The sequence below is a fragment of the Enterobacter cloacae complex sp. P47BA genome, assembly GCF_014930485.1.
Lineage (GTDB): Bacteria > Pseudomonadota > Gammaproteobacteria > Enterobacterales > Enterobacteriaceae > Enterobacter > Enterobacter bugandensis.
Genome location: NZ_JADBRF010000012.1, coordinates 36,208 through 53,385, shown reverse-complemented (window position 1 = coordinate 53,385; position 17,178 = coordinate 36,208). Strand labels below are relative to the sequence as shown.

At 56.1% G+C, this 17,178-nt stretch carries 16 protein-coding genes and 1 other RNA gene; 5 read left to right on the top strand and 12 right to left on the bottom strand.

Going from position 1 to position 17,178, the window contains the following annotated elements; all coding sequences use genetic code 11:
- Nucleotides 1-8: 8 nt before the first annotated feature.
- The 3 genes from ubiH to IM299_RS13585 are packed head-to-tail and all read right to left on the bottom strand — an operon-like array spanning nt 9 to nt 3,107.
- Nucleotides 9-1,187: a 2-octaprenyl-6-methoxyphenyl hydroxylase gene (ubiH, locus tag IM299_RS13595; RefSeq protein WP_059358264.1), complete on the bottom strand. Its 1,179-nt coding sequence runs from the start codon at nt 1,185-1,187 to the stop codon at nt 9-11.
- The gene (pepP, locus tag IM299_RS13590; protein WP_193357662.1) at nt 1,184-2,497 is read right to left on the bottom strand and encodes a Xaa-Pro aminopeptidase; all 1,314 of its coding nucleotides are present in this window, start codon (nt 2,495-2,497) and stop codon (nt 1,184-1,186) included. Before pepP ends, ubiH begins: the two co-directional genes overlap by 4 nt.
- A gap of 31 nt (nt 2,498-2,528) precedes the next feature.
- Nucleotides 2,529-3,107, bottom strand: a complete 579-nt coding sequence (locus IM299_RS13585) for a YecA family protein (protein WP_028014333.1) — start codon at nt 3,105-3,107, stop codon at nt 2,529-2,531.
- A 167-nt stretch (nt 3,108-3,274) separates the two neighbouring features.
- Here IM299_RS13585 and zapA point away from each other — a divergent pair, with 167 nt between their 5' ends.
- The 3 genes from zapA (at nt 3,275) to IM299_RS13570 (ending at nt 4,450) form a co-directional block, all read left to right on the top strand.
- Nucleotides 3,275-3,604: a cell division protein ZapA gene (gene zapA, locus IM299_RS13580; RefSeq protein ID WP_006811891.1), complete on the top strand. Its 330-nt coding sequence runs from the start codon at nt 3,275-3,277 to the stop codon at nt 3,602-3,604.
- 41 nt (nt 3,605-3,645) lie between these two features.
- A non-coding RNA gene (gene ssrS, locus IM299_RS13575) (6S RNA) lies at nt 3,646-3,829 on the top strand.
- A gap of 24 nt (nt 3,830-3,853) precedes the next feature.
- Complete coding sequence (locus IM299_RS13570) at nt 3,854-4,450, top strand: 5-formyltetrahydrofolate cyclo-ligase (RefSeq protein WP_041908348.1); 597 nt, start codon at nt 3,854-3,856, stop codon at nt 4,448-4,450.
- A 96-nt stretch (nt 4,451-4,546) separates the two neighbouring features.
- Here the strand turns inward: IM299_RS13570 and serA are convergent, their stop codons facing one another.
- Nucleotides 4,547-5,779 (bottom strand): phosphoglycerate dehydrogenase, encoded by a 1,233-nt coding sequence (gene serA / locus IM299_RS13565; protein ID WP_041908347.1) that lies wholly within the window; start codon nt 5,777-5,779, stop codon nt 4,547-4,549.
- A 265-nt stretch (nt 5,780-6,044) separates the two neighbouring features.
- Complete coding sequence (rpiA, locus tag IM299_RS13560) at nt 6,045-6,704, bottom strand: ribose-5-phosphate isomerase RpiA (protein ID WP_003860091.1); 660 nt, start codon at nt 6,702-6,704, stop codon at nt 6,045-6,047.
- A gap of 127 nt (nt 6,705-6,831) precedes the next feature.
- Between rpiA and argP the strand changes: the two genes are divergently transcribed.
- Nucleotides 6,832-7,725, top strand: coding sequence for a DNA-binding transcriptional regulator ArgP (gene argP, locus IM299_RS13555; protein ID WP_003860089.1), 894 nt, complete (start codon nt 6,832-6,834; stop codon nt 7,723-7,725).
- A gap of 43 nt (nt 7,726-7,768) precedes the next feature.
- On the opposite strand, the gene IM299_RS13550 is transcribed toward argP, so the two are convergent.
- From IM299_RS13550 to tkt, 7 genes are all read right to left on the bottom strand, one after another.
- On the bottom strand, nt 7,769-8,500 hold the full coding sequence (locus tag IM299_RS13550) for an oxidative stress defense protein (protein ID WP_028014336.1): 732 nt from the start codon (nt 8,498-8,500) through the stop codon (nt 7,769-7,771).
- Nucleotides 8,501-8,592: 92 nt separating this feature from the next.
- Nucleotides 8,593-9,228 (bottom strand): arginine exporter ArgO, encoded by a 636-nt coding sequence (argO, locus tag IM299_RS13545; RefSeq protein WP_021242063.1) that lies wholly within the window; start codon nt 9,226-9,228, stop codon nt 8,593-8,595.
- A 145-nt stretch (nt 9,229-9,373) separates the two neighbouring features.
- Complete coding sequence (mscS, locus tag IM299_RS13540; protein WP_003860082.1) at nt 9,374-10,228, bottom strand: small-conductance mechanosensitive channel MscS; 855 nt, start codon at nt 10,226-10,228, stop codon at nt 9,374-9,376.
- Nucleotides 10,229-10,414: 186 nt separating this feature from the next.
- Nucleotides 10,415-11,494, bottom strand: a complete 1,080-nt coding sequence (fbaA, locus tag IM299_RS13535) for a class II fructose-bisphosphate aldolase (protein ID WP_008499731.1) — start codon at nt 11,492-11,494, stop codon at nt 10,415-10,417.
- A gap of 92 nt (nt 11,495-11,586) precedes the next feature.
- Nucleotides 11,587-12,750, bottom strand: coding sequence for a phosphoglycerate kinase (pgk, locus tag IM299_RS13530; RefSeq protein WP_028014337.1), 1,164 nt, complete (start codon nt 12,748-12,750; stop codon nt 11,587-11,589).
- 49 nt (nt 12,751-12,799) lie between these two features.
- On the bottom strand, nt 12,800-13,819 hold the full coding sequence (epd, locus tag IM299_RS13525; protein WP_041908345.1) for an erythrose-4-phosphate dehydrogenase: 1,020 nt from the start codon (nt 13,817-13,819) through the stop codon (nt 12,800-12,802).
- 325 nt (nt 13,820-14,144) lie between these two features.
- Complete coding sequence (gene tkt, locus IM299_RS13520) at nt 14,145-16,136, bottom strand: transketolase (RefSeq protein WP_041908344.1); 1,992 nt, start codon at nt 16,134-16,136, stop codon at nt 14,145-14,147.
- Between the two features lie 271 nt (nt 16,137-16,407).
- Here tkt and IM299_RS13515 point away from each other — a divergent pair, with 271 nt between their 5' ends.
- Nucleotides 16,408-17,166 carry a M48 family metallopeptidase gene (locus tag IM299_RS13515; RefSeq protein WP_028014340.1) on the top strand — a complete coding sequence of 253 codons (759 nt, stop codon included), beginning with the start codon at nt 16,408-16,410 and terminating at the stop codon, nt 17,164-17,166.
- The last annotated feature ends 12 nt before the right edge of the window (nt 17,167-17,178 follow it).

Sequence of the window (17,178 nt, the reverse complement as noted above, 5' to 3'; positions counted from 1 at the left end):
ATAACTCCTTAACGCGCGACCCAACCCAGGGTCCGCTGCGCCAGCACGTCACGTGCCGGAATGAACAGTTCCATCGCCATCAGCCCGAGGTTGCGACCAACAACCAGCGGCGCCCAGCGATTGGCAAAGAGATGGACTAAACCATCGGTGACGCCAATCGTCGCCTCTTTATCGGCCTGACGTCGCGTCTGGTAATGGCTTAGCACCGGGTAAGCGCCACAGTCTTTTTGTTCGCTCCACGCCTGCGAAAGCGTTTCGGCCAGGCTCATCACATCTCGCAGGCCGAGGTTAAAGCCCTGCCCGGCGATGGGGTGGAGGGTTTGCGCCGCGTTGCCGACCAGCGCCACGCGGTGAGAAACAGACTGTGACGCCGTGGTTAACGACAGCGGATAGACCGCACGTTTCCCGGCATGGGTAATACGCCCCAGCCGCCAGCCAAAGGCTTTCTGCAGCTCGGTACAAAAACGTTCGTCGGACCAGGATTTAACCTCTTCGGCCTTTTCCTGCGGGTGGCACCAGACCAGCGAGCAGCGCCCGCCCGTCATCGGCAGCATCGCCAGCGGGCCGTGCTGGGTGAAGCGCTCAAACGCCCGGCCGTTGTGTTCTGCTGCGGTCGAGACGTTCGCGATGACCGCGACCTGCCCGTAAGGCTGCTGCCGCCACTCTACGCCGCACTGGGTGCCGAGCGCCGAGCGCGACCCGTCAGCCGCAACCAGAAGCTGTCCTTCAAGCACGGTGCCATTGTCCAGCGTTACGCTGACCGCGTCTTCACTGCGGGTGAAGCTGGCAACGCGTGCCGGGCAGTGCAACGTGACGCCCGGCGCGTCCTGCAACAGGCGGAACAGGCGCAGGCCAATATCGTGCAGTTCAACGACCTGACCCAGCGCGTCAATACGGTAATCATGGGCATCCAGCGTCACAAACCCGGCATGACCGCGATCGCTCACGTGCACGGTATTAATGGCGGTAGCGCAGTCGGCGATGGCCTGCCAGATGCCAATGCGGGATAGCTGCTGGCAGGTGCCCTGCGCCAGGGCAATGGCGCGGGAATCAAACCCAGGGTGATTCTTCGCCTGCGGCGCGACGGCTTCAACCAGATGCACCGGCAGTTGCCCCTTCGTCAAATGCGAGATGGCTAACGCCAGCGTGGCGCCGGTCATGCCGCCGCCAACGATAATCACGCTCATACGCGCGCCGCTGCCATCAGCGCCTCGATATCGTCCGCTTTTTTCACCACGCTCGCGGTCAGGTTTTCGTTGCCGGTTTCGGTGATGACGATGTCGTCTTCAATACGAATGCCAATTCCGCGGTATTCCTCTGGCACGTCGGCATCCGGCGCGATGTACAGGCCCGGCTCGACGGTGAGCACCATGCCCGGTTCAAGCACGCGCGAACGTTCAGGGCCGTACGCGCCCACGTCGTGCACGTCCAGCCCCAGCCAGTGGCTCAGGCCGTGCATAAAGTACGGGCGGTGAGCATTCTCGGTAATCAGGGTGTCGACATCCCCTTTGAGGATCCCAAGCTTAACCAGCCCGGTAATCATGATGCGCACCACCTCACCGGTCACTTCCTGAATGGAGGTGCCCGGGCGATACAGCGTCAGCGCCGTCTCGAGTGATTCGAGAACGATGTCATAAATCGCCCGCTGCGCTGGCGAAAACTTGCCGTTCACCGGGAAGGTACGCGTGATGTCGCCCGCGTAGCCCTGATATTCGCAACCGGCGTCAATCAGCACCAGATCGCCGTCGCGCAGCGCGCTTTCGTTTTCGGTGTAGTGCAGAATGCAGCCGTTTTCCCCGCTGCCAACGATGGTGTTGTAGGAGGGATAACGCGCGCCGTGGCGGTTAAATTCGTGGTGAATTTCGCCCTCCAGCTGGTATTCGAACATCCCGGGGCGGCATTTCTCCATCGCGCGGGTGTGCGCCAGGGCGCTGATTTCGCCCGCACGGCGCAGCACGTTCAGCTCTTCTTCAGATTTGAACAGACGCATCTCGTGCACCACCGGACGCCAGTCCGTGAGGGTGGCGGGCGCGGACAGGTTCTGCCGCGAGCCTTTACGCAGTTTTTCCAGCGCGTTGAAAACAATCTCATCGGCGTAGGCGTATTCGCCCTGCGCGTGGTAGAGCACGTCGAGGCCATTAAGCAGCTGATAGAGCTGCTGGTTGATTTCGCTAAACGCCAGCGCGCGGTCAACGCCCAGCTTTTCCGGGGCGGCCTCTTGCCCTAAGCGGCGGCCAAACCAGATCTCAGCGGTTAAGTCTCGTACGCGGTTGAAAATCACGCTGTGGTTGTGGGTGTCATTGCTCTTAATCAGCACCAGCACCGCTTCCGGCTCGTTGAAGCCGGTGAAGTACCAGAAATCGCTGCTCTGGCGATAGGGGTATTCGCTGTCGGCGCTGCGCGTCACTTCCGGCGCGGCAAAAATCAGCGCCGCGCTTCCCGGCTGCATGTTTGCCAGCAGCGCCTGACGACGGCGCAAATACTCTTGTTGCGAGATAACCATGACACCCTCCTGTGCGTTATTTTTCTTAATGTAAGGTTGGCTTGCGAACTTCCGGCGCGGTCGGCTGCGAGCGCGTAAAGTTGTCGTGGCACAGCAGCGCCGCCACGCGCACGTACTCGATGATCTCTTCGAGAGACATTTCCAGCTCTTCCTGATCTTCCTCTTCATCGTAACCAAGCTGGGCGATGTTGCGCAGATCGTCAATCGCTTCACCCGCTTCGCCGGTGACTTTATCAAGCTTAGGCTGGGTGACGCCCAGGCCAAGCAGATAGTGGTTTACCCACCCCGCGAGCGCATCGGCGCGATCAAAGACGCTGACATCGTCGCCTTCAGGCAGATAAAGCTGAAAAAGGAAGCCATCGTCTTCCAGCGAATCGCTGGTTGCCGCGTGCATTTTTCGCAGCGCTTCCGCCAGTTCGTGGCCAAACGCCAGCCCTTCGTTGGTGAGGTCGTGGATCAGCGGCTGCCATGAGCTGTCGCTGTTTCCGCCGCACAGTATGCCGCTGATCAGACCGTGCATTTCGGCAGGGGTAAGACCGACTCCCTGCTGGTTCAGTAACTGGTTTAAATCCTTGTAACCAGGCATTTCGTTCTGTATAGACATACGCATTCGTCATCAAAGGGAGGATATTCATGATATGCTACCACTTTGGACCCTGGTGATACCAGAAAAGGGCTTGTATCTTCACATCAGGGTAGCTATAGTGTCGCCCCTTCGCAGCCCCCGGGGCAGTAAGCGAAGGCAGCGCAGTCAATCAGCAGGAAGGTGGCATGTCTGCACAACCCGTCGATCTCCAGATTTTTGGCCGTTCACTGCGAGTGAATTGTCCACCTGAACAAAGGGATGCTTTGAATCAGGCTGCGGACGATTTGAATCAGCGGTTGCAAGATCTAAAAGAACGCACTAGAGTCACAAATACTGAGCAGCTGGTTTTCATCGCCGCGTTGAACATCAGCTATGAACTGACTCAGGAAAAAGCGAAGACCCGCGATTACGCGGCTAGCATGGAGCAGCGCATTAAAATGCTCCAGCAGACCATTGAACAGGCGTTGCTTGATCAAGGTCGCAATCCCGAAAGACCGGGACCAAAGTTTGAATAACACTTCGCAGTTGACTATGGTAGAGTAACTGTGAAGACAAAATTTCTCTGAGATGTTTGCAAGCGGGCCAGTCCCCTGAGCCGATATTTCATACCACAAGAATGTGGCGCTCCATGGTTGGTGAGCATGCTCGGTTCGTCCGAGAAGCCTTAAAACTATGACGACACATTCACCTTGAACCAAGGGTTCAAGGGTTACAGCCTGCGGCGGCATCTCGGAGATTCCCTCTCTCTTCTTCTACCGACTACCATGACTCAATTCCCTGAAGTTTCTGCTTCACGCCAGGACATCCGTCAGCTCATTCGCCAGCGTCGTCGCGCCTTAAGCGTCGAACAACAGGCACACTTTGCGCAGCAGGCCGCCGCCCGCATGATGGCCTATCCGCCCGTGGTGATGGCAAATACCGTCGCGCTCTTTCTCTCGTTTGACGGCGAACTGGACACCCAGCCGCTTATCGACCAGCTCTGGCGCGCCGGGAAAAAAGTTTACCTGCCGGTACTGCATCCGTTCAGCCGGGGCAATCTGCTGTTTCTGCACTACCATCCGCACAGCGAGCTGGTGGTGAATCGTCTGAAAATCACCGAGCCGAAACTCGACGTGCGCGACGTACTCCCGCTGTCCGAGCTGGACGTGCTGATTACGCCGCTGGTGGCGTTTGATGAGCAGGGACAGCGCTTAGGCATGGGCGGGGGGTTCTATGACCGAACGCTGCAAAACTGGCAGCAGTACAGGCTGCAGCCGGTAGGCTACGCGCATGATTGTCAGTGCGTGGAGGCGTTGCCGGTGGAGAAATGGGATGTGCCGCTGCCGGCGGTGGTAACGCCAGGTAAAACGTGGCTTTGGTAGCATAAAGCCGGGTGGCGCTTACGCTTACCCGGCCTACAAAAGCTCAACGTAGGTCGGGTAAGGCGTAGCCGCCACCCGACACCACAGACCGCACCATCAGTACAGCAGGCGCGCGCGAATCGTCCCCGGAATGGCCTTCATGCTCTGCAGCGCTTTCTCAGCAACATCTTCATCGGCTTCAATATCGATAACCACATAACCCATCTGCGAGTTGGTTTGCAGATACTGGGCGGCAATGTTAACGCTCTGCTCGGCAAAAATCTGGTTGATGGCGGTCAGCACGCCAGGACGGTTTTCGTGGATGTGCAGCAGACGACGACCGCCGTGCAGCGGCAGAGACACTTCCGGGAAGTTCACCGCAGAAAGCGTTGAACCGTTGTCGGAATATTTGCTCAGCTTACCCGCCACTTCCAGACCAATATTCTCCTGCGCTTCCTGAGTAGAACCGCCGATGTGCGGCGTCAGGATCACGTTGTCGAATTCGCACAGCGGAGAGTTAAACGGATCGCTGTTGGTGGCCGGTTCCGTCGGGAACACGTCGATGGCCGCCCCCGCCAGATGCTTACGCTTCAGCGCATCGCACAGCGCAGGGATATCGACCACCGTACCACGCGCGGCGTTGATCAGCAGAGATCCCGGCTTCATCAGCGCCAGCTCTTCCGCGCCCATCATGTTTTTGGTGGAGGCGTTTTCCGGCACGTGCAGACTGACCACGTCGCTCATGTTCAGCAGGTCAGACAGATGCTGTACCTGCGTCGCGTTACCCAGCGGCAGCTTGCTTTCGATATCGTAGAAGTAGACGTGCATCCCCAGCGATTCCGCCAGGATCCCCAGTTGGGTACCGATGTGGCCGTAGCCGATGATACCCAGCTTTTTACCACGGGCTTCGTATGAGCCCGCGGCCAGTTTGTTCCACACGCCACGGTGCGCTTTGGCGTTAGCTTCCGGGATACCGCGCAGCAGCAGCAGCAGCTCGCCAATTACCAGCTCCGCCACGGAACGGGTGTTAGAGAACGGGGCGTTAAAGACCGGGATACCGCGTTTTGCGGCAGCGTTCAGGTCGACCTGGTTGGTGCCGATGCAGAAACAGCCAATAGCAACCAGCTTTTCTGCCGCGGCAATCACGTCTTCAGTCAGGTGGGTACGGGATCGCAGGCCAATGAAGTGGGCATCACGGATGGCGGCTTTCAGCTCTTCCGTGTCCAGCGCGCCTTTATGAAATTCGATGTTGGTGTAACCCGCCGCACGAAGGCTATCAAGCGCTTTCTGATGCACGCCCTCGACCAGCAGGAATTTAATCTTGTCTTTCTCCAGTGATACCTTTGCCATTTCCCGACCCTGTTTTTATCTGAACTGATGTTGTGCTGGATTGAAATCCGCTGTAGCCAACATATCAAAAAAAACTATTGCAGCAATATGAACGTTTGCGTCGGCACTCTGAAGAAAAGTCATACAGGGCAAAATGACAGAGTAAAATGCTGAGGAAATTTACAAACGTGGCAGGATCGGCAAAAGAGGCGGAAAAGCGTGACACAAGTCACCAAATTTAGCTTTTCAAAAATTTTTTAGCGGGGGGAGCACTCCCCCCGTCAGATCATTTTACGATGGTTTTCACACCGTCAGCCGTACCGATCAGCGCTACATCCGCGCCGCGGTTGGCAAATAACCCTACGGTGACGACGCCTGGAATGCCGTTGATGGCGTTTTCCAGCGCAATCGCGTCGAGAATCTCCAGACCGTGAACATCGAGGATGACGTTACCGTTGTCGGTGACCACGCCCTGACGGTATTCCGGACGGCCGCCCAGCTTCACCAGCTGACGGGCAACCGCACTGCGCGCCATCGGGATCACTTCAACCGGCAGCGGGAAATTACCCAGAATGTCGACCTGCTTGGAGGCATCCGCGATGCAGATGAACTTGTCCGCCACGGAGGCGATGATCTTTTCACGGGTCAGCGCCGCGCCGCCGCCTTTGATCATCTGCATATGGCCGTTGATTTCATCCGCGCCATCAACGTAAATGCCCAGACGATCCACTTCGTTGAGATCGAAAACGGTAATGCCGAGGCTTTTCAGCTTTTCCGTGGACGCATCGGAGCTGGAAACCGCGCCCTCGATCTGCCCCTTCATCGTGCCCAGTGCATCGATAAAGTGCGCCGCCGTTGACCCCGTACCAACACCGACAATGGTCCCTGGCTGTACGTACTGGAGAGCGGCCCATCCTACTGCTTTTTTCAGTTCATCCTGCGTCATGATCGTTTTGCCTGTGGTGTGAAAACTCAGGGCGCATTATAGAACACGTCGAATGGAATTCGTCTGCCAGGAAGGGAAAATTGTGTCATAGTGCAGATTAAGCAAAATTTAGGAGCCAGCCAGAGCAATGAAACGTCCGGACTACAGAACACTACAGGCACTTGATGCAGTTATTCGTGAACGCGGCTTTGAGCGCGCAGCGCAAAAGCTGTGCATCACGCAGTCCGCCGTATCACAGCGTATCAAACAGCTTGAAAACATGTTCGGGCAGCCGCTGCTGGTGCGTACCGTGCCGCCGCGCCCAACGGAGCAAGGGCAAAAGCTTCTCGCCCTGCTGCGTCAGGTTGAACTGCTGGAAGACGAGTGGCTGGGTGACGAACAAACGGGTTCCACGCCGCTGCTGCTCTCGCTGGCGGTGAACGCCGACAGTCTGGCGACCTGGCTGCTGCCGGCCCTTGCGCCGGTGCTGGCCGACTCCCCTATCCGCCTGAATCTTCAGGTCGAAGATGAAACCCGCACCCAGGAGCGCCTGCGTCGCGGCGAAGTGGTTGGGGCGGTCAGTATCCAGCCTCAGGCCCTGCCAAGCTGTCTTGTCGATCAGCTGGGCGCGCTCGACTACCTGTTTGTCGGTTCAAAAGCCTTTGCGGAGCGCTACTTCCCGAATGGCGTCACCCGCGCCGCGCTGCTGAAGGCGCCTGCCGTGGCGTTCGACCATCTGGACGATATGCACCAGGCGTTTTTGCAGCAAAACTTCGACCTGCCGCCGGGCAGCGTGCCGTGTCATATCGTTAACTCGTCCGAAGCTTTCGTGCAGCTGGCGCGTCAGGGCACCACCTGCTGCATGATCCCGCATTTACAGATTGAGAAAGAGTTGAAAAGCGGTGAGCTGATTGACCTGACGCCGGGGCTGTATCAGCGCCGGATGCTGTACTGGCACCGTTTTGCGCCAGAAAGCCGCATGATGCGCAACGTGACTGATGCGCTGCTGGCGTTTGGACATAAGGTGTTGAGACAGGATTAAAATGAAAAGCCGGGTGGCGGCTACGCCTTACCCGGCCTATTGATTATTGTGCAGGTTTCGGCTGTGCTGCAACGGGTTCCAGCTGGAACACCACATCAACCTGATCGTCGAACTGAATCGTTGGCTGCTCGTAGGTTTCCTGAGCAGAAACCGGCGCGGCGTCCGCCTTCATCATCCGAACCATCGGGCTTGGCTGGTAGTTTGAGACGTGGTAACGCACGCTGTATACCGGGCCAAGCTTGCTCTTGAAGCCAGACGCCAGCTGTTCCGCCTGATGAATGGCATCATCAATTGCCGCTTTACGCGCTTCGTCTTTGTATTTCTCCGGTTGCGCAACGCCCAGCGACACGGAACGGATTTCGTTCAGGCCGGCCTTCAGCGCACCGTCCAGCAGAGAGTTCAGTTTGTCCAACTGACGCACGGTCACTTCCACAGTGCGCACGGCGCGATAGCCTTTCAGGATACTTTTGCCGTTCTGGTAGTCGTAATCGGGCTGGGTACGCAGGTTCGCAGAGCTGATGTCTTTTTTAGCAACACCGTTCTGTTCCAGGAAAGAGAGATATTGCGCAACACGATCGTCTGCCTGTTTTTTGGCGGAAGCGGCATCTTTCGCCGCCACATTCACTTCAATTGCCAGGGTTGCAACATCCGGTACCGCGTCCACGCTTGCGGTGCCTGACGTGACGATGTGCGGGCCATCCGGCAGTTCACTTGCCTGCGCCGACACCGCACCGAAACTTACTAATGCCGCCAGGGCCATCACTTTAAACTTCACTGTCATTCCTCCATGTTGCGAAGAGTGCCCCAACAACAGGGCTCATGCCAGCAAGCTTAGCGGGTCTTGCTCAGTTGTCCATAAGACAAGGATTAGTTGAACAATTCCTGGACGTGGTGAATGCCCTCTTTTGCCAGCTGAAAAGCAATGAACCACATCACCAGCCCCACCAGGGTATTAATAATGCGCTGGGCTTTGGCAGTCCGCAGACGAGGCGCCAGCCATGCCGCCAGAATGGCGAGACCGAAGAACCAGAGGAAAGAGGCGCTGACCGTGCCGAGCGCAAACCAGCGTTTCGGCTCAACGTCCAGCTGTCCGCCCAGGCTGCCCAGCACTACGAAGGTGTCGAGGTAGACGTGCGGATTTAGCCAGGTGACCGCCAGCATGGTGACGATAATCTTCCAGCGGCCCTGCTTCATCACTTCCGCGCTCGCCAGTTCGAGGTTGCTGCTCATCGCCGTTTTCAGGGCACCGAATCCGTACCACAGCAGAAACGCCACGCCACCCCAGGTCACCAGCGCCAGCAGCCAGGGGGACTGCATCAGCAGCGCGCTGCCGCCAAAAATGCCGGCGCAAATCAGCAGCAGATCGCTCACCGCGCACAGCAGGGCAATCATCAGATGATACTGGCGGCGAATGCCCTGATTCATTACGAAGGCGTTTTGCGGGCCGAGGGGTAAAATCATGGCCGCACCTAAGGCAAGTCCTTGAAAATAATAAGATAGCATGACGATTTTCTCGCAGTGTTGTTCTGGAGGCTGACTATACTGCGCGAATCACATTAGAGGAAATGGATAATATTAATTGGGTATTAGCGGAGCTTATGAAAGTAAAGCCCGGTGGCGCGAGCGCTTACCGGGCCTACGGGTGACGTTATTCTGCTTCTTTGACTTTTTTGACGTTTACGTCCATCTGCGGGTAAGGGAAGCTGATGCCGTTGGCGTCGAAATCGCGCTTGATGCGCTCCAGCACATCCCAGTAAACGTTTTGCAGATCGCTGCTTTTGCTCCAGATACGCACCACGAAGTTAATAGAGGAAGCACCCAGTTCGTTCAGGCGAACCGTCTGCTCGCGGTCCTTCAGAATGCGGTCGTCAGAGGCGATGATATTCGCGATCAGCGACTTCACCTGATCGATATCGGAATCATACGCCACGCTGATGATGAGCTCGTTACGACGCACCGGCTCGCGGGAGAAGTTAATGATATTGCCCGCAATGATTTTCCCGTTCGGTACCACCACAATACGACCATCGACGGTACGCAGGGTGGTAGAGAAAATCTGTACCTGCAACACGGTACCGGCGATGCCGCCAAGGTCAACATATTCACCGGAACGGAACGGACGGAAAGTCACCAGCAGTACGCCCGCCGCCAGGTTTGAAAGCGAGCCCTGCAGTGCCAGACCAATGGCCAGACCGGCGGCACCAAGAACGGCAATCACGGAGGCGGTTTGCACCCCAACACGGCCCAGCGCGGCAATCAGCGTGAAGGCGATAATGCCGTAGCGCACCAGTGCGGAGAGGAAGTCAGCCACCGTGGCGTCAATGTGTCGTGCGACCATCACACGGTTGACGGCGTTCGACACGATACGCGCCACGATCATCCCGACGATGATGATGGCAATCGCCGCGACAATGTTCACGGCATAGCTCAGCAGCAGGGCCTGGTTGCGCACCAGCCAGTTACCGGCGTTATTGATGCTGTCTACAACATCGAGTTGTTCCATTTATTCTTCCTTTTGTTAAACCAAAACACAAAATCCATCCCCCATGGAGACAGGCAGGTCAGTAAAGGGTAAACAAAAAGCACCGGCTTTGCCAAACAGATCACAAAAACAGGTCTGACAGGGTATTGAAAAAGCATAAAAAAAGGCCCGCATTTGCGGGCCTTCTGATGCTGTCAGCAGCTCAAATTACAGAACGTCGATTGCGTTCAGTTCTTTGAAAGCCTGCTCCAGACGGGTCACCATGGACGTCTGAGCAGCGCGCAGCCATACGCGTGGATCGTAGTATTTCTTGTTCGGCTGGTCTTCGCCTTTCGGGTTGCCCAGCTGGCCCTGCAGGTAAGCTTCGTTCGCTTTGTAGTACTGCAGGATACCGTCCCAGGTTGCCCACTGGGTGTCGGTATCGATGTTCATTTTCACTACGCCGTAGCTTACGGAGTCTTTGATTTCCTGAGCAGAAGAACCGGAACCGCCGTGGAAGACGAAGTTCAGGCTGTTGTGCGGCAGGTTGTGTTTCTTGGAAACGTATTCCTGAGAATCGCGCAGGATGGTCGGGGTCAGAACCACGTTACCTGGCTTATAAACGCCGTGCACGTTACCGAAGGACGCTGCAATGGTGAAGCGCGGGCTGATTTTGCTCAGCTCGGTGTAAGCGTAATCAACGTCTTCTGGCTGGGTGTACAGGGCAGAAGCGTCCATGTGGCTGTTGTCCACGCCGTCTTCTTCACCACCGGTGCAACCCAGTTCGATTTCCAGGGTCATGTCCATTTTGGCCATGCGCGCCAGGTACTTAGAGCAGATTTCGATGTTTTCGTGCAGTGACTCTTCAGACAGGTCGATCATGTGAGAAGAGAACAGTGGCTTACCGGTTGCCGCGAAGTGTTTTTCACCCGCGTCCAGCAGACCGTCGATCCACGGCAGCAGTTTCTTCGCGCAGTGGTCAGTGTGCAGGATAACTGGAACACCGTAGTGTTCAGCCATCTGGTGTACGTGGTGCGCACCAGAGATAGCACCCAGGATAGCAGCACCCTGAGGAATGTCAGTTTTCACGCCTTTACCTGCGATGAACGCAGCGCCGCCGTTAGAGAACTGAACGATAACCGGTGCTTTAACTTTTGCAGCGGTTTCCAGTACGGCGTTGATGGAGTCGGTACCTACGCAGTTAACTGCTGGCAGAGCGAAGTTGTTTTCTTTAGCTACCTGGAACACTTTCTGTACGTCATCACCAGTGATAACGCCAGGTTTTACGAAATCAAAAATTTTAGACATGTTGCTTAGTCCTGTATCTTCGGCCGTTAGAAAAGGTGCGAGCTCTTAAAAGCGCGCTGAAAATTGGGCAGGTTTCCCTGCCCTTGAATGGCTTACTTCTTAGCGCGCTCTTCGAGCATTGCTACTGCTGGCAGTACTTTGCCTTCCACGAATTCGAGGAATGCGCCGCCACCAGTGGAGATGTAGGAGATCTTGTCAGCGATACCGAACAGGTCGATTGCTGCCAGGGTGTCACCACCGCCTGCGATAGAGAACGCTTCGCTGTCTGCGATTGCGTTAGCCACGATTTCAGTCCCTTTGCGGAAGTTCGGGAATTCGAACACGCCAACAGGACCGTTCCACAGGATAGTTTTTGCGTTTTTCAGGATTTCAGCCAGTTTCTGTGCAGAAACGTCGCCCAGGTCCAGAATCTGCTCTTCGTCTTTGATGTCGTTTACTGATTTCAGGGTCGCGGTTGCGGTTTCGGAGAACTCAGTCGCCACGCGAACGTCAGTTGGAACCGGGATATCACAGGTACCCAGCAGGCGTTTGGCTTCGTCAACCAGGTCTGCTTCGTACAGGGATTTACCCACGTTGTGGCCCTGAGCGGCAACGAAGGTGTTCGCAATACCACCGCCAACGATCAGCTGGTCAGCGATTTTAGACAGGGAATCCAGAACGGTCAGTTTGGTAGACACTTTAGAACCACCAACGATAGCGACCATTGGGCGAGCAGGTTCTTTCAGTGCTTTACCCAGTGCTTCCAGTTCGTCAGCCAGCAGAGGACCCGCACACGCGACGTCTGCGAATTTACCGATACCGTGGGTAGATGCCTGCGCACGGTGCGCAGTACCGAATGCATCCATCACGAATACGTCGCACAGTGCAGCGTATTTTTTGGACAGGGTTTCGTCGTCTTTCTTTTCGCCTTTGTTGAAGCGAACGTTTTCCAGAACAACCAGCTCACCTTCGGCAACGTCTACGCCGTCCAGGTAATCTTTCACCAGGCGAACCGGGTTGGACAGTTTGTCTTTCAGGTAATTAACAACCGGCAGCAGAGAGAACTCTTCGTTGTACTCGCCTTCAGTTGGACGGCCCAGGTGGGAGGTGACCATCACTTTAGCGCCCTGCTTCAGAGCCAGTTCAATGGTTGGCAGAGATGCACGGATACGCGCGTCGCTGGTCACTTTGCCATCTTTAACCGGTACGTTCAGATCGGCACGGATGAAAACGCGTTTACCTGCCAGATCCAGATCGGTCATCTTAATTACAGACATGGTGAATCCTCTCGTTGATTCTTAAAGTTTTGCAAGCGCAAGGTGCGCTCTACCTGAAACCTTTTGCGGCCATGGCTAACGTGGTGTCGAGCATTCGGTTAGCAAAGCCCCATTCGTTATCACACCAGACCAGCGTCTTGATAAGGTGCGCACCACTGACTCGCGTCTGCGTGCCATCCACGATGGCGCTGTGCGGGTCGTGGTTAAAATCTACTGAGACCAACGGTAATTCCGTATAGTCAACTATACCATGAAATGCTCCCTGTGCCGCTTTTTGCAGCAACAGGTTGACTTCACAGGCTTTTACCGGTTTTTTCACCGTCACGCTAAGATCGATTGCGGTGACGTTTATCGTCGGAACACGCACGGCAATCGCTTCGAAACGGTCATTAAACTGCGGGAAAATTCGGGTGATCCCTGCAGCCAGTTTCGTGTCCACCGGGATGATTGACTGGCTCGCCGCGCGAGTGCGTCGTAAATCCGGGTGATAGGCGTCGATAACCTGCTGATCGTGCATGGCGGAGTGAATCGTGGTTACGGTGCCGGATTCAATGCCATACGCATCGTCTAACAGTTTGATGACCGGAATAATGCAGTTGGTGGTGCAGGAGGCGTTGGAAACAATGCGGTGTTCGGCTTGCAGCTCATGCTGGTTGACGCCAAACACGACGGTCGCGTCGAGGTCGTGACTGCCGGGATGAGAAAACAGGACTTTTTTCGCGCCTGCTGTCAGATGCGCTTCGCCGTGTTCGCGGTTGCCATACACACCGGTACAGTCAAGCACCACATCCACACCCAGTTCACGCCAGGGTAGCCCGGAAATGCTGTTCTCATGCAGCACACGAATAGCGTCATCACCCACAAAAAGCTGATCTCTTTCCTGGCGCACATCCCAGGCGAAGCGTCCGTGGCTGGTGTCATACTTCAATAAATGCGCCATGCCCGCAGCATCCGCCAGTTCATTGATTGCCACCACGGTGATTTCCGCCCGACGTCCGGATTCATACAAAGCACGAACCACATTACGCCCGATGCGACCGAAGCCATTAATCGCTACGCGTACGGTCATAGATCTCCTGCAAAGCAATCCCTGAGTTTGAGGTGGCTGAAAGAGTAATCCAGCGACGCCCGAAGGGGAATCTTTGCTATCACAAACTGCGATTGATTGGTCAATTGTCGAACATTTAATCGACTGAAACGCTTCAGCAAGAATAAGCGAATCGGGGAATAAAAGGAATGTCTGTCCAGATGAATAAGCGAGCTATATGACTTGCGTCACATTTTCGTTGGAATAATGACGCAAAAAAAGCCGGGTAAGCGCTAGCGCTTACCCGGCCTACTTTTGAGCCATTTGTAGGCCCGGTCAGCGTAAGCGCCACCGGGCAAAACGGCGATTACAGCAGTTCTTTCGCCTTAGCGACCACGTTCTCAACGGTGAAGCCGAACTCTTCGAACAGCTGTTCTGCCGGAGCAGACTCACCGAAGGTGGTCATACCGACGATAGCGCCGTTCAGACCCACGTATTTGAACCAGTAGTCAGCAATACCCGCTTCCACTGCCACGCGAGCGGAAACCGCTTTAGGCAGTACGGATTCACGGTAAGCCGCATCCTGCTTGTCGAACGCATCGGTAGACGGCATGGAGACCACGCGCGCCTTCACGCCTTCGGCAGTCAGTTTTTCCCATGCTGCTACAGCCAGTTCAACTTCAGAACCGGTCGCGATGAAGATCAGCTCAGGCTGGCCCGCGCAATCTTTCAGCACGTAGCCACCGCGGGCGATGTTTGCCAGTTGCTCAGGGGTACGCTCCTGCTGCGCCAGGTTCTGACGGGAGAGGATCAGCGCGGTCGGGCCGTCCTGACGCTCAACGCCGTATTTCCACGCTACCGCAGATTCAACCTGGTCACATGGACGCCACGTGCTCATGTTCGGGGTTACGCGCAGGGAAGCTACCTGCTCTACCGGCTGGTGAGTTGGACCATCTTCGCCCAGACCGATGGAGTCATGGGTGTAGACCATCACCTGACGCTGTTTCATCAGCGCAGCCATACGCACGGCGTTACGTGCATATTCCACGAACATCAGGAAGGTAGAGGTGTATGGCAGGAAACCACCGTGCAGAGCGATACCGTTCGCGATAGCGGTCATACCGAACTCACGTACACCGTAATGGATGTAGTTACCGGCAGTGTCTTCGTTGATTGGCTTAGAACCAGACCACAGGGTCAGGTTAGAAGGCGCCAGGTCAGCGGAGCCGCCCAGGAATTCCGGAAGCAGCGGACCGAACGCTTCAATCGCATTCTGAGATGCTTTACGGCTGGCGATTTTAGACGGGTTCGCCTGCAGCTTCGCGATGAATTCGTTGGCTTTCGCGTCGAAGTCAGACGGCATATCGCCTTTCATACGACGGGTGAATTCAGCCGCTTCCTGTGGGAACGCCTTCGCATAGGCAGCGAATTTCTCGTTCCAGGCCGCTTCTTTCGCCTGGCCCACTTCTTTAGCATCCCACTGAGCATAGATCTCAGACGGGATTTCGAAGGCAGGGTGTTTCCAGCCCAGTGCTTCACGGGTCAGCGCGATTTCCGCGTCGCCCAGCGGTGCGCCGTGGGAGTCATGGGTGCCCGCTTTGTTCGGAGAACCGAAGCCGATGATGGTTTTGCACATCAGCAGGGACGGTTTGTCGGTGACTGCGCGAGCTTCTTCTACTGCACGTTTAATCGAGTCAGCATCGTGGCCATCAACACCACGCACAACGTGCCAGCCGTAGGCTTCGAAACGTGCGGCGGTGTCGTCAGTGAACCAGCCTTCAACGTGACCGTCGATGGAGATACCGTTGTCGTCGTAGAACGCCACCAGTTTGCCCAGCTTCAGGGTACCAGCCAGGGAGCACACTTCGTGAGAAATGCCTTCCATCATGCAGCCGTCGCCCAGGAAAGCGTAGGTGAAGTGGTCAACGATGTCATGGCCAGGACGGTTGAACTGCGCCGCCAGGGTCTTCTCGGCAATCGCCATACCCACAGCGTTAGCAATGCCCTGACCCAGCGGGCCGGTGGTGGTTTCTACGCCAGCGGTGTAGCCCACTTCCGGGTGACCTGGAGTTTTGGAGTGCAGCTGACGGAAGTTTTTCAGCTCTTCGATTGGCAGATCGTAGCCGGTGAGGTGCAGCAGGCTATAGATCAGCATAGAGCCGTGGCCGTTAGACAGCACGAAACGGTCGCGGTCAGCCCATGCCGGGTTCTGCGGGTTGTGGTTAAGGAAATCACGCCACAGGACTTCGGCGATATCAGCCATACCCATAGGGGCACCCGGGTGGCCGGATTTGGCTTTCTGTACTGCGTCCATGCTCAGCGCACGAATAGCATTAGCAAGCTCTTTACGTGAGGACATTTTAACTCCAGATCGGACTGTTAAAGGCCATGCCCTTGACGACAGCGCGTTTTGGGCTACGCCGGAAAAAAGTGCCAACAATGTAACCCAAGCCGCAGGGCATGTACATGGACCATTCTTTTGCAGCTTAAGAAATCTCTGGATCATGCTCGCATGTTGCGCAATCTGCTCGCCCGCGCCTGTAGATATTCCTTATACTTATCCCGCCCCGGCTTCGTTGCGGGTGCACTTTTCGGATTTTATTCAGTTTAACGAGTACGGAAGCAACCTCATGAAAATGCGTGCAATAGTGCTGGCCCTGGGTACAACGCTCGTGCTGAGCGGCTGTCAGAATATGGACTCTAACGGTCTGATGACTTCAGGTGCAGAAGCCTTTCAGGCCTACTCCCTGAGCGACGCGCAGGTTAAAGCGCTGAGCGATCAGGCCTGTAAAGATATGGACGGAAAAGCCACGCTTGCGCCGGCTGACAGTACCTACACACAGCGTCTGAATAAGATTGCTTCCGCGCTCGGCGATAACATCAACGGCCAGCCGGTGAACTACAAGGTTTACATGGCGAAAGACGTCAACGCCTTCGCGATGGCTAACGGCTGTATCCGCGTCTACAGCGGGCTGATGGACATGATGACCGACAACGAAGTGGAAGCGGTTATCGGCCATGAAATGGGTCACGTTGCGCTCGGCCACGTGAAGAAAGGGATGCAGGTTGCCTTAGGCACCAACGCCATTCGCGCGGCGGCGGCCTCTGCGGGCGGCATCGTTGGCAGCCTGTCCCAGTCGCAGCTTGGAGACGTAGGTGAAAAACTGGTTAACTCCCAGTTCTCGCAGCGTCAGGAGTCCGAAGCGGACGACTACTCCTACGATCTGTTGCGCAAACGCGGTATTAATCCATCCGGTTTAGCCACCAGCTTCGAAAAGCTGGCAAAACTGGAAGCGGGTCGCCAGAGTTCCATGTTTGACGATCACCCGGCCTCAGAAGCGCGCGCACAGCATATTCGCGACCGAATGGCCGCTGACGGAATTAAATAATTTTGGAAGGAG